The sequence below is a fragment of the Colwellia sp. E150_009 genome (assembly GCF_053543955.1).
The window spans coordinates 9383-24012 of sequence record NZ_JBHFOM010000021.1; the positions used below are offsets into that span (position 1 = coordinate 9383).

Genomic DNA, 14630 nt, shown 5'->3' on the forward strand with positions numbered 1-14630 from the left:
GTTTCAAATGGTATGTTGTCGTTATTTTATGCATATTTTTTCGTTATAAGCAAATTAAGCATGAAAATAATAAAAACAGCGTTTAGCATTACAATAGTATATTAATTTCATTTTTTATTAATATATTCATCTAAATACATGGTGTTAAATTCTTGCCTGTGGTTAAATTTGTTTATCACGATTTAACCCGTAGGCATTAAATTGATTAACCTGTATCCCGCAAATAAAATGGAAAATTTGTTACTGCTGCTTAACAAAATTTCCGAAGTATCACCATTAGGCGTATTCAATCAGGAAGTTATTGTAGTACAAAATGCGGGTATGCAGCATTGGCTTAACCTGGCTATAGCAAAAGAACGCGGTATTAGTATGAATATGCGTTACGCGTTACCCGCCCAGTATTTGTGGAGGCTAATAAGAACACTAGCTAGCGATGATAACGTACCTGAACAGTCTCCTTATTCAAGAGAAGTATTAACATGGCGTATTTATGCTTTGTTAGCGACAAAAAAGATTATCGAAGACACTGATTTTTCTCCAGCGACACAGTATTGGCAACAGAGTGAAACAGATCAAATTTTTTCAAGTCATGAGAACTTAAAACGTTATCAGTTAGCACAACAAATGGCGGACCTATACGAGCAGTATTTAATTTTTCGTCCGCAGTGGTTAGACGCATGGCAAAAAGATGACAAGTTAACAGCACTTTCTTCTGACAATAAATGGCAAGCTAAACTGTGGCGGTTATTAATTGAACAGTTACCTTATAATCCTGTTGAATTGTTAAATGATGCCATTTCAAACATTGAGTCCAAATTGCTTGCAGACCCTATGATTCTACCTAAACGCCTAAGTTTTTTTGGTATTAATAGTATGGCACCACTGTGGCTTACGTTTATTAACGCCTTAAGTGACTATATAGAGGTAAACTTTTTTCATCTTAATCCCTGCTTTTCGTATTGGGGTGATATTATTAGTGAAAAACAAGCGTTCGATAAATTATCTCATTGGTCTCATGGTGTAGACGATACTCATATCTTTATTGGTAATCCATTGTTAGCTAATTTAGGGCAACAAGGGCGAGAGTTTTTAGCTTTATTACAAGATTACAGCACCGTTGATGTTGAACTCTTTGTTGAAGCTAGCGTTGAAACAAGTTCACAAAGCGACGATTCAGAACAAAAACCAATACAACATATTTTACATCATCTTCAAAATGATATTTTAACGCTTAATGATGCAACGCAAACACCCATTAAACAAATAGATGACTCTGTTACTATTGTTAGTTGTCATAGTGCCTTACGTGAAGTTCAAGCATTACATGATTACCTGCTTCATCAATTTAATGATTCTGCTAGCAATGATGAAAATAGAAAGGGTAGGTTAACCCCAAAAGATGTTTTGGTTATGTGTCCGCAAATCGAGCAATATGCCCCTTACGTCAATGCAGTTTTTACACGCGGTTGGCAAGAGTTAAATGACGAAGTACCGCCATTACCCTGTTCAATTGCAGATAGAAGCGCCAAAGACAGTGACCCGCTTATTGCTGCTTTTAGTGAATTACTAACCTTGCCTGATTCTCGATTTCAAGTCTCGCAATTACTCAGTTTTTTACGTTTACCAGCGGTTGCCAATAAATTTTCAATTAATGATGAAGACTGCGAAAAAATTACACTTTGGTTAGAGCAAGCTACTGTTCATTGGGGCTTAGATCTATCTCACAAAGCACAACTACTTGGTAAACAGGCTAATAACAGCTTTACTTGGCAGCAAGGCTTATCCAGGTTACTGCGCGGTTTTGCGTTTTCTGACCATGAAAATATTTATCAAGAACAATTATTATTGCCAACTGTAGAAGGTGATGATGCTGTTTTATTGGGCCAATTGATGCTATTTGTAGAGCAATTGCAGCATTTTTCCCAACAATTAGCTACGCCAAGAACTGTTGTGGCTTGGCAGCAGTTTTTATTAAAGCAGTTAGATTTATTGTTTGCCACAAGCCGTGTTTTTTCTACTGATGTTAATCATCAACAAATAAACAGTCAAATTGAAAATAGCCTTGCTATTATTGAACAAGCCATTAGTTCTTTAGTTGAATATTGTACTCATGCACATTTTGATGAAAAAATTGATTTAGCTATCGTTGTTGATTTTCTAAATAACCATTTTAGTCAGGGGGATGCTAGTCGACAGTTTATGATTGGCCAAGTTACCTTTTGTTCTATGCTGCCTATGCGTAGTATTCCATTTAAAATTATTGCGGTATTAGGTTTAAATGATGGTGAATTTCCTCGCCAACGCCAACCACTAGGGTTTGATCTAATGGCGCAAAATACTGCCGTATTAGGAGACAGATCGCGCCGCGGTGATGACCGATATTTATTTTTAGAAGCTATCATCTCAGCAAGAAAAGCTTTGTATTTAAGTTATCAAGGGCGAAACATAAAAAATAACAGTGAAAAACAACCCTCTTTAGTGCTAAAAGAGTTAATGGACTACCTAGCGCAAGGGTATGGTTGGGCATTTAATCATCATGCTTTGCCAGAAAATAACAAAATACAATTACAGCAAATACCTATGCAGCCTTTTAGTGAAGAAAATTACCTTGCCGATAATGCCTTATCAACCGTGAAAGCAAGTTTTGACGCAAATTGGTTCAAGTTATCTCAAAATATGCCTGATACTGTTTTTAAAGATAATGCTCTTGCCACATTAATTATACATGCTGAAGCGCCGCCTTTAACCTTGTTAGAGGCAAATGAAATTATTCGTTTTTTCCAACATCCCAGCAAAGTTTTTGCTCAGCAAACATTAAATTTATTTTTAGATTCGTCTAAAGTAGAGCTAGATGATGTTGAACCATTTAGTGCCGATTATTTAGAAAGTTATCTGCTCAAGCAGCAATTACTTTCAGCAAGTTTACAGCGTCATCATGATGTTGATGCAAGTATTGAAAGTGCTAACGTTGAACAGGTAATACAAATGGCGAAGCTTTCAGGGAAATTTCCTGATCTTCCTACAACACAAGATCACTTTGATACTTGGCTAGACGAGACAGAACAATTTAGCCAAGCCATTATTCACCATGATTGCGACAACCCTCAATTAATTGATTGTAAAATAACGTTAGATTTATTAGGCGACAATGTAAACAAAACAGCAAAACGAAGCATAACAATAATGGCTAAAATGCCAGTAAAAATAACCAAGGAAGGAGGGCTGTTAGTTTTCTATCGTAGCTCTAGTCCTAAACCAAAAGATTTATTTACCTTATATCTGCACCAATTGATCTTGCAAATATGGCAACAGCAACATCGTGAATCTAGTGATAATACTCACCTTGAAAATGTCCCAGATGAAGTTAACACCGCAAATGTTTTATTAAATCAAATACAAAGTACCTGTGGTTTTTACTTCAATGCAAAATCACAAAAAGTAGAGCAATTTAGCCTTGCTAATATTGATAACGCACAAGCTGAGTTGATACATTTAATTAAGGTATTTGAAGAAGGTCAAAAGCAAGCGCTATTACTCAATGGGGATTTGGCTGCATTAGTGTTTAAACAGTCAAGAGGGAAAAATATCGACATGACTCAAGAGCGCTTTGAAGAATTTTGGTTGGGAAATGAAAATACTAGGGCTTTTGGCGACGATCCTTATATTCATTATTTTTGGCCACAATGCCCTGATATTTTCCAATATTTACCTGACATATATGCAATTTATCAAAATGTTTATCAATATATTGTCAAGGTGAGTAGTCGTAGTAAAGGAGAGCGTTAATGAGTAACTCTTCTCAATTTAGATTAATGAATTTAGACGCTGCCACTATTCCATTGACGGGTAGACACTTAATTGAAGCAAGTGCAGGGACAGGAAAAACCTATAACATTACCCGTATTTACTTACGTTTATTACTTGAACGAGAGTTAAAAGTAGAAGAAATTCTGCTGATGACATTTACAAAAGATGCCACTCAAGAGCTTAAAGGACGAATTGATGCTTTTATTCGCGAAGCGTTAGTGAATTGGGACGCTTTGTGCGAACAAGAGCCTTATTTCCAAGCAATCAGCGAAAGAGTGAGTGACGATAAAGTTAAGTTTTTACTAAAGCGTGCGTTACTTTTTTTAGATGAAGCGGCTATCTTTACTATTCATGGCTTTTGTCAACGAGCTTTAACGCAACATGCTTTTGCTAGCGGTTTGCCCTTTAATGCTAATATATCGAATAATAGTAATGAGTTATATTTAGAGGCAACACAAGATTGGTATCGGCAACTTGCTAAGCAAAATCCAGATGATTTCTCATTAATTGCACAGTTTTGGGCTACACCTCACGTTTTTACATCCAGTTTTTCAAAAGCAATATCTCATCGACGTGCAATTGAACTGGTTGATGTGCAGTGCTTAGTAAACTCGGTTACCCAATTAGCAAAGCAAGCATTACGCGCAATATCTGACAATAATAGCCTGATCGATGAAGGCTTGACCGCGCATAAAAAAGCTGATGAACAGGCAACACGTGTTCAAGAACTGACAAAACTGTTAGCTTGGCTAACCAGTATTAGTGAATGTGACACTGCCGACGAGTTACTCACCATAATATCACAGCCAATGCCTGACTATTTATTGAACGGAAATCGTCATCCCAAAGCTTTTAAAGTGCAATTAGGGCAAGTACTTGAAAATACCAAAGCGCTCAAAATTCAAGTTAAAGACTTAGCCAAGAATATTAATAAAGCAAAAGCATATCAGCTTGTTAGAATCGGTATTTACCAAATAAGAAAGCAAGTAAAACAAACTAAAACGCAACTAAATTGTCTTGATTTTGATGATCTTATCTATACCCTTGCTGATTCTTTAAATAAACGGGATAACAATACGTTAGCTCAAACATTATTAGCGCAATATCCTGTGGCTTTAGTGGACGAATTTCAAGATACAGATCCACATCAATTCGCTATTTTACAAGGTGTTTATTACCAAAATAACCTTAAAAATACTGCTACAAATTCAGCAACAGCACTTTATTTAATAGGTGATCCAAAACAAGCCATTTATGGTTTTCGTGGGGGGGACATTTTTGCTTACTTAAATGCGCGTAGCGAGTGTGATTTTCACTGGTTAATGGATACCAATTGGCGTTCAAGCCCTGAAATAGTTGCTGCTTATAATCAGTTGTTTTTGTCAGGTAAACAAAATCAATCTGTTTTTGGCTACGGAATTGATTATCAGGCCGTATTAGCTGGTAAAAAGTCTCAACAACATACTGAACAATTACATCCTAGTAGTCGAGCATTACAATTAATTCATTTTACTCATGAAGATAATACAAGCAAAGTTAAGCAATCAGACAGACCTTTAATGGCTGTGTGGTGCGCTAATGAAATTGTTAATTTATTAAATAGTGAACATGCATTACAACCACAAGATATTGCTATTTTAGTACGAGATGGGCGTGAAGCAAATGACATTAAAACAGCATTATTGAACGCTAATTTAGCCAGTGTGTTTCTGTCTGATCGTGCTAATTTGTTTTACAGTGAACAAGCAAAACAATTAATACAGTTACTTAAAGGTATTTTGAACCCTGAAGATGAACGTATTTATTTAAATGCGTTAGCATGTGGCTTACTTGGTATTGATAGTGTGGCGCTGTATGAGCTTCAAAAAAATGAGTCAGCTTATCAAGCACTGAAATTTCATTTTTTTAATTATCGAGAACAATGGAAACGGCAAGGTTTTATCACCATGGCTGTGAATTTAATGCATACGCATTTTGATTTTACCAAAGCAAATATTAAAGACAAAAAAGCACGTGCCTTAACTAATCTATTACACTTATTTGAAATTCTTCAATCTGCTAGTCAAAAATTTTTACAACCACAAGAATTGCTTTATTGGTTTGAACAGCAATGCAATGAGGATAATCAGGGTTCAGTCAATGATTTAGAAGCAGAGCAACGACTAGAAAGCGATGGCGATCTTATTCGTATTGTTACTCAACATGGTTCAAAAGGGCTTGAATATCCAATTGTTTTCATTCCATTTGCTACACGCCACAAAGATCCCACCAAATTTGGCAACAAAGCTATTGATTACCTTGAATATCATAACGATCAGGGAGAGTTATGTTTAAGCTTAGCAGGAGACCAACAAGCAAAAAGTGCTATGGCTGATGAAGCGTACGCAGAAAGTATTCGTCTTTTGTACGTGGCTATTACACGTGCTGAACAGCGATGTTATATTTTAACGACTGCTTTTGAGCACTATGCTTTATCTCCGTTAGGTAAAACATTGCAATGGGAAACTGAACAAAATATAGAACAAAGCCTGCAACAGCTAGTTGACCAATCCTCTGATACAATTGGTTTAACCCAGGTTTCTTTTGATGAGTTAGCCGCTGTTGATAGCTTAATATCAAAAAGCATTTCATCGCCAATTAATGAGCTGAAAGTGAGTAAATTTGTCGGTAAAATTGAGCGCGATTGGTGGTTAAGTTCTTTTTCCGCATTAAGTCGTAACCTACGACATGGTGGTGTTTCTACGCCCGATAGAGATTCAATCGCACTTTCTGATATTGGTTCTACTGCAGTTAATAGCAGTAACAATAAAAATTCATTACGTTTTCAACTGGTTAAAGGTGCACATAGCGGTAATCTATTACATGACATATTAGAACATTTTAATTTTACGCACAGTAATAATGTTGGTAGTAACCTTTTAGAATGTATTAAATGGCCTTTGGTGAAATACGGAGATTTAGCTTCGTTTTTTAATGAACAGGATTTAGTTGATTGGTTTGATGAAATAGTGAACAGCCCCTTAATAGGCAATGAAAATGCGGTTGAATGTGATCAGGATAATACTGCAAATTTTTGTCTTTCAGATATATATATGCAAAGTACGCTACGCGAAAGTGAATTTTATTTTCCGATGGAAAAAGCCAATATTAGCCATTTATCAAAATTGCTAACCGATCATCGAAATATGGGTAACCCGTCTAAATCAAATAATATTGTTAGATTACCACAATATAGAACGCTAAAGGGCATGATGCATGGCTTTATTGATTTAGTGTTTGAGCATCAAGGTAAATTTTATGTTTGTGACTATAAATCTAGCCATTTAGGCGATGATTATACTGACTATACACATGACGCAATTCGCAATAATATAGAAAAAAATTATTATGATTTACAATATCTTATTTATTGTTTAGCGCTACACCGATATTTACAACGTAATGTGATTAACTATGATGCAAAACAACATTTTGGTGGTGTGTATTACTTATATTTACGTGGAATGACAAATAACAAACAATATCATGGTGCAGGTGTATACTATCGTCAAATTACCTTAAATGAGCTTAATCAATTAGATAACCTATTTAATGGTATAGCACTAGGTTCAGAGCCTAATCATACATCTACTGTAAAACAAGGTGATGAATCAAGTAAGGATAAAACAGAATGATTCAATCATATGTTAACTTTGTTCAAGCCCAACAATACATCACCAACATAGAAGCGATAGACTACTTTTTTGCCAAAGAAATGCTTCTCGCGTTAAATACTCAATCTGAATTATTAAGTCAAGATGAATTGTCTGAAGAGAAAAGAGTTTTGATCAACCATGTTTTTATGGCATTAAGTGTTGGTTTACGGGCAGGGCACACTTGTATGCCATTTGAAGAGCTTGCTGAACAACATTGGGGGGTAGGTTTTGACGACGAAGGTCAATGCACCCATCAAGGCTTCATTTTTCCGACCATAGACGTTTTACACACTCTATTTACTGAATTGCCACTGTCATCGAGTGATATGCAACCCGTAGTATTTGATAATAATAAACTATATATACGCCGTTATTATCAATTTGAACGTCAACTCGCGCATGATATTAAAACAAGGTTAAACAGCAAAACTGATACATCAGTAAAAGAGATAAAAGCGATAATTAATCAATTATTTCCAACTGAAGTGCTTGAAAAAACCGACCAACAACATATTGATTGGCAAAAACTTGCTGTTGCTAATGCCATTAATAAAAATTTCACCGTGATTGCTGGTGGGCCTGGCACAGGGAAAACTTATACGGTAACCAAATTACTCGCGGCACTATTAATGTTGCATCAAAGTAAAAATACTAATCAAACACTAGAAATAGCGCTAGTTGCTCCAACAGGAAAGGCAGCACAACGTTTATCTGAATCTATTATTAAGGCTATTGCTGGATTTAAAGACCTTATAGACAATGACATTTTAGCAATGATGCCAACACAAGCAAAAACTATCCATCGTTTATTAGGTGTTATTCCTAACAGCCCAAATTTTAGACATAACCACGATAATTTACTCAGTTGTGATGTATTGTTAATAGATGAAGTGTCTATGGTTGATTTACCCATGATGACGCGGATTTGTAGAGCACTGAAACCGACTGCAAGAATCATTCTGTTAGGGGATGCAGATCAACTCCCTTCTGTTGCGGTTGGCAGTGTTTTAGCAGACATTGCACCAAGGCCTCACAGTGGATATAGCGATAAAAATCTAAATTATTTAACGCAAGTCTGTCAGTTAATCGAAAATCAACTACGTAATACGTTTGAAAATGCTGAACAGAAAGTTAAAGCAGATCATGATTATTTAAGCTTTTTAATGCAAAGTCGTCGTTTTGATGGTGAAGGGGGCATTGGTAAGCTAGCTGCTTATGTGATTAAAGGACAAGCGAGTGAAAGTTGGCAGTTGTTAGAGTCGTCAACAAAACAAGGGTTACTAACCAGCAAAATGTTATCTGCAAACGTGAGTCAATTAACCTTAGTTGATAGTGAACTGTCAACTTGGTTAACCCCATTGGTTAATGAATATTATCAGGGTATTGCAGAATGTAATGATATTTCAGATGCTTTTATACTCTTGTCTAAGTTCCGTGTTTTATGTGCAACACGCCAAGGAGAATTAGGGGTTGATGCATTAAATCAATGGATAAAAAACCTTCTTGTTAGCCCTGTCAGCGGCAACCAATCAAGCTATCATGGTATGCCAATAATGATTAATGAAAATGATTATCGACTCGGCCTTTTTAATGGTGATATAGGGCTATTATGGCAAACTTCAGAAGGTCACTTAATGGCATTTTTTGAAACAAGTGACCACACAAAATTACAAACAAATGAATCTGCTTATAAAATACTGTTACCGTCTCGTCTACCTAAATTTGATGCCGTTTATGCAATGACTATTCACAAAACTCAAGGTAGTGAGTTTGAACATGTGGCAATAATATTACCCAAACAAGCCGAACATCAGTTGCTCTCTCGTGAATTGCTTTATACAGGTATTACCCGCGCTAAAGAGAAACTTACTCTGTCGAGTAATAAAAAAACATGGCAGTTTGGTGTGAAAACCGCTATAAAACGATATTCTGGTTTAATACTTTAATACAGCAGATATTCTCATAAAAATTATTTGTCATTCTCTTAGGAATCAACTTTTCAATGCAGTTAATAAACATAAATAAAACACGTTACCGTAAACACTTAAATACAGTTATCGCTGGATTTATCATTACTTTACTAATCTTAGCACTCGTGTTTGGGCAGTTACTTATCGCACTTTTTGCGCAAGAAGATCTTAATAATTTTCGATACAACTTACTTGGCGTTATTTTAGCTTTACTTGCGTGTGCGGCCATTTTACATTCTTTGAAAAATTCAGCTTTTTTTGTAGAAATTTATTACGTATGGCAATTGAAACAAATACAAAATTTGATCTACAGAAAATTAAAAAAAATCAAAGCAGGTGTTGAGAATGACGAAACTAATGCGATGATTATTTTATTATTTTACTATCAAAGCTTACAACAAGTGTATCAACTTGATGATAATACGTTAACCATTGCTAATGTTGATAAACAGCTTAATGATTTACAAGAAACAATTACTAACAAATGCATAAATATAAATGCTGAACAATTTAATAAAAAGCTGTTAGATTCTTATCGTTAACTTTATTTTTAAATAAAAAGGGTTATGTCACGTTAGGTACTAATGATTTAGATGAATGATTTGGATGGTACATATGGCGATGCCAGAATAATAAAACAAGTTTATACTAAATAACCTTTTATATTAAACATGCCTAAGGACAAAAGTCAGGTTATGGCTATTGTTTTAAAATATAATTTAAGGTTTTATCTACAAATTATTTTATATCTCAGGAACAAAAAACCAGTATTTTGAACAATACTGGTTCTTGTTTTTTGCATCTGAAACTATCTAGCGCGGAAAATAATGCGACCTTTAGATAAATCGTATGGCGTTAGTTCAACAGTTACTTTATCGCCAGTTAAAATACGAATATAATTTTTACGCATTTTGCCTGAAATATGAGCAGTAACCACATGACCATTTTCTAATTCTACTCGGAACATAGTGTTAGGTAACGTGTCTAAAACCGTACCTTGCATTTCAATATTTTCTTCTTTCGCCATGGGGCGCTAAACCTCTATATGTTGTGCAAACAAGCAATAATCTTAAATAAAATTGTTATAAAATATTGCCGATAAAAAAAGCTGCGCGAATGATGCCTAATTGTGTCCCTAATGTAAAGCTTTGTAGGGGGTTATTTGCAATTGAGATGGAACTTTCTTATTAAATAAGAAGAGTAATATTTATTTTTCAACCAAAACCCATTGTTGTTCACTAAATTTTTCATAAGGAAAATAACGATTTTTATAGTTCATTTTCTGACATTCATCTATTTGGTAACCTAAATATAAATAGGGTAGTTTGTGCTTTTTACAAAATTCAATTTGAGTCAAAATTGAGAACACGCCTAATCCATAAGATTTAAAATCTGGATGATAAAATGTATAAACAGCGGATAAACCATTGATTAACACGTCTGTTACAGCAACACAAACAAGGCGTTTTATTTCATTCACTTCAATCCATGTTTCTATGAATAACTGTTTGGTTAGTTTACTTGATAAAAAGCTTTCAAACTGCTGGTAATTAGCAGGAAACATACTGCCATCTTGATGACAAGTATTAATATATTGTTCGTATAATGGGTAATATTCTTTTTTTAAACAATCTGACGTTAATATCTGACAATGAGCGTTACGTTTGATTGTGCGTTTTTGGCTTTTTGATGGAATAAATTTATCAACAATGATACGAATAGATTGGCAAGCGTTGCAAGCGGGGCAGTGAGGTCGATAGGACTGATCACCTGTACGACGAAATCCTTCCGTCATCAGTAGACTATAGCTATAATTGTTTTGTAAACGTTCATCTACAGCAATTAAAAGCCGTTCTTCTTGACCAGGCAAATAACTACAAGGAAATGTTTTTGTTATACCTACTTTATAACCTTCTTCACTCATAAATAACCAAGCTTAACTCTTTTGACATCCAAAAATTTTTCTTTATTGGCTTGTTAATCACCATTTGTTTACGTAGTATAAAATCATTTCGAGAAACTTCTACTGCACCCATGTCTGCTAAAAAAGGGTTAAGTAACTGACAGTCAATAAAATCGATCTTAATTGAATGTAATAAATTACTCAATGCAATTAACGCAAGTTTAGAGGCGTTAGCTTTACTATAAAACATGGATTCACCAGAAAAAAGGCCATTGATAGCAACACCATATAAACCACCTACTAATATTTTATTCGGTTGAGTTTTATCATCATTAATGGTTTGCCATACTTCAATTGAATGGGCAAAACCTAATTTATGTAAATTAATATAGGCTGATTGCATTTTTGGCAAGATCCACGTGCCATCATCACGAAAAGGCGCATTGGCACATTGCTTAATCACTTGTTCAAAAGCCGTGTTCAATGTAATGGTATAGGGGGCTTTTCTTATCACTTTACGTAAGGTTTTATTAATACGAAGGTCATTACGGTTAATAATTGCGCGTGGATCTGGTGACCACCACATTAAGGGATCGTCCTCGCTAAACCAAGGGAATATTCCTTGGCTATAGGCAGATATTAAACGCTTAGATTGTAAATCTCCACCTACAGCAAGTAAGCCATTTGGCTCTGTGAGAGCCAAACTAACTGGAGGGAATATAAAGTTATCCTCGTTAAGTTGATATAGCATTTTCAACCTGTAGGTGGAGCTTTGTTATCACTGACTAATTACCCAGCGTATTGCGCAATTAAAATGCCGTTGTTTTTACCAATTATCACTGTGCATCCAGATAACGCTCTGCATCTAATGCCGCCATACAACCAGCACCAGCAGAAGTAATTGCTTGTCTGTAAATATGGTCTGCAACATCACCAGCTGCGAAAATGCCTTCAACACTGGTTTGCGTTGCGTTACCTTGGCTGCCACTGTGAATTGTTAAATAACCATTTTCCATGGCTAGTTGATCTTTAAATATATCAGTATTTGGTTTGTGCCCTATAGCAATAAAAACACCTGCAATATCAATAACTTCTGTTGTTTCTGATTTGGTGTCTTTTAAACGTAAGCTAGTTACGCCCATATTATCACCTAACACTTCATCTAATGTGCGATCGGTATGTAATATAATATTGCCGTTTTTAACTTTTTCAGCTAAACGGTCGGTTAATATTTTTTCAGATCTAAAAGTATCGCGGCGGTGCACCAAATGCACTTCACTGGCAATATTTGATAAATAAAGCGCTTCTTCAACAGCCGTATTACCACCGCCAACTACCGCCACTTTTTGATTCTTATAAAAGAAACCATCACAAGTTGCACAAGCTGATACACCACGTCCCATGAAAGCTTCTTCTGAAGGTAAACCAATGTATTGTGCAGAAGCACCAGTACAAATAATTAATGCATCACAAGTGTAATTATTGCTTCCAGTTAATTTATATGGCTTTGAAGAGAAGTCGACAGATTCTATATGATCAAATACAATTTCAGTATCAAATTTTTCAGCATGTTTTTGCATACGTTCCATTAATACAGGGCCTGTTAGGTCGTCTGCATCACCAGGCCAGTTTTCCACTTCAGTTGTTGTGGTTAATTGACCCCCTTGTTGCATGCCCGTAATAATAACAGGGTTAAGGTTAGCACGTGCGGCATATACTGCTGCTGTATAACCAGCTGGACCTGAGCCTAAAATAAGTAGTGGGCAATGTCTAACGTCGCTCATAAACGAGTTCTCCAGAAATTTTGAATGATACTTTTTGGTAATGTTACCAAGTATAAAGAGATAATAACTTTATTAATTGGGATGATAAGAGGTTCTATCAAGGGTATATAGTGAGAATATTAAATTTAATAAATTTTAAAAACAAGCAGTTTTAAAAACAAAAAGAGTACAAACTTATCTTTGTACTCTTTAATTTGCTTTTTACATAACAAGATTTAACTGAGGAACACATTTAAAATCATATTATTTGCTAGGTATTGCTAGAGATTATGCGCTTAAGGCAATACTTGGGTCAACATAGTTATAACCTAAAACATCAGCGACAGGTTTATTTGTTATATTACCACTGGCTACATTTAAACCAGCAAGTAAATGGGCATCGTCAAGTAATGCTTGTTTTGCACCTTTATTGGCAATAGTTACGGCAAATGGCAGGGTAGCATTTGTCAGTGCTATTGTAGATGTACGTGCAACACCGCCAGGCATATTAGCAACACAATAATGTACTACGTCATCTACTATATAAGTGGGATCTTGATGCGTTGTTGGTTTTGATGTTTCAAAACAACCACCTTGGTCAATGGCTACATCAACTATTACAGCGCCTTTCTTCATCATTTTAATATGTTTTTTAGTAACAAGTTTTGGTGCAGTTGCGCCTGGAATAAGTACCGCACCAATAACCAAATCAGCTTTTACAATTAATTGATCCATTGCATCAGCCGTTGAATATACAGTTTTTAATCGGCCGTCAAACTCTGTATCTAACTGGCGTAAACGAGGTAAAGAACGATCTAAAACTGTTACATCTGCACCCATACCAATCGCCATACGTGCAGCTTGAGTACCAACAACACCACCGCCAACAATCAATACTTCTGCTGGAGCAACACCTGGAACACCTCCAAGTAATGCACCTAAGCCACCTTGTGCTTTTTCTAATGCATGTGCTCCTGCTTGAATTGACATACGACCAGCAACTTCAGACATTGGTGCTAGTAACGGTAAACCACCCGTTGAGGATGTGACAGTTTCATAAGCAATACATGTTGCACCTGAAGCAACGAGCAATTCTGTTTGTTGTGGGTCTGGTGCTAAATGTAAGTAAGTAAATAAAATTTGACCTGGACGTAGCATTTTACACTCTACAGGTTGCGGCTCTTTAACTTTAATAATCATATCGGCGGTAGCAAATATTTCAGCGGCCTCACTAATTATTTTAGCACCTGCTTCAATGTATTGCTCATTGTCAAAACCAATGGCCGCACCACCATTATTTTCAACAATAACTTCATGACCATTTACTGATAATTCTTTAACGCCAGCAGGGGTTAAACCAATGCGGTACTCGTGGTTTTTAATTTCTTTTGGTACACCAATAATCATAATTTCCTCTCTTAGGTTTTACATGTTGTAGTTTTATTCAGTCTTTTTAGTGAGACTGTTTGTTTTAGAGAAAACTAGTATACGA

At 35.6% G+C, this 14630-nt stretch carries 9 protein-coding genes; 4 read left to right on the forward strand and 5 right to left on the reverse strand.

Translation table 11 applies throughout. The features are described 5' to 3' along the window. Positions 1-201 precede the first annotated feature (201 nt). From recC to ACE1OF_RS10800, 4 genes are read left to right on the forward strand one after another with little or no spacing between them, the layout of a single operon-like run. Complete coding sequence (gene recC, locus ACE1OF_RS10785) at positions 202-3786, forward strand: exodeoxyribonuclease V subunit gamma (RefSeq protein WP_448894439.1); 3585 nt, start codon at positions 202-204, stop codon at positions 3784-3786. Further along, positions 3786-7481 carry an exodeoxyribonuclease V subunit beta gene (recB, locus tag ACE1OF_RS10790; RefSeq protein WP_448894441.1) on the forward strand — a complete coding sequence of 1232 codons (3696 nt, stop codon included), beginning with the start codon at positions 3786-3788 and terminating at the stop codon, positions 7479-7481. The genes recC and recB overlap by 1 nt, the downstream gene beginning before the upstream one ends. Beyond that, complete coding sequence (gene recD / locus ACE1OF_RS10795) at positions 7478-9448, forward strand: exodeoxyribonuclease V subunit alpha (protein ID WP_448894443.1); 1971 nt, start codon at positions 7478-7480, stop codon at positions 9446-9448. The genes recB and recD overlap by 4 nt, the downstream gene beginning before the upstream one ends. A gap of 56 nt (positions 9449-9504) precedes the next feature. After that, positions 9505-10014, forward strand: a complete 510-nt coding sequence (locus ACE1OF_RS10800; RefSeq protein ID WP_448894445.1) for a DUF3087 family protein — start codon at positions 9505-9507, stop codon at positions 10012-10014. A 266-nt stretch (positions 10015-10280) separates the two neighbouring features. On the opposite strand, the gene infA is transcribed toward ACE1OF_RS10800, so the two are convergent. The 5 genes from infA to ald form a co-directional block, all read right to left on the reverse strand. After that, entirely contained in the window at positions 10281-10499 is a 219-nt protein-coding gene (gene infA, locus ACE1OF_RS10805; RefSeq protein WP_011043571.1) for a translation initiation factor IF-1, read from the reverse strand. A 180-nt stretch (positions 10500-10679) separates the two neighbouring features. Then, positions 10680-11396, reverse strand: coding sequence for an arginyltransferase (locus tag ACE1OF_RS10810; protein WP_448894447.1), 717 nt, complete (start codon positions 11394-11396; stop codon positions 10680-10682). Then, a complete protein-coding gene (gene aat, locus ACE1OF_RS10815; RefSeq protein WP_448894449.1) occupies positions 11389-12126 on the reverse strand; it encodes a leucyl/phenylalanyl-tRNA--protein transferase in 738 nt (245 codons plus the stop codon). The genes ACE1OF_RS10810 and aat overlap by 8 nt, the downstream gene beginning before the upstream one ends. A gap of 85 nt (positions 12127-12211) precedes the next feature. Beyond that, the gene (trxB, locus tag ACE1OF_RS10820; protein ID WP_448894450.1) at positions 12212-13159 is read right to left on the reverse strand and encodes a thioredoxin-disulfide reductase; all 948 of its coding nucleotides are present in this window, start codon (positions 13157-13159) and stop codon (positions 12212-12214) included. Positions 13160-13426: 267 nt separating this feature from the next. Beyond that, positions 13427-14545: an alanine dehydrogenase gene (ald, locus tag ACE1OF_RS10825; RefSeq protein WP_448894451.1), complete on the reverse strand. Its 1119-nt coding sequence runs from the start codon at positions 14543-14545 to the stop codon at positions 13427-13429. Positions 14546-14630 lie beyond the last annotated feature (85 nt).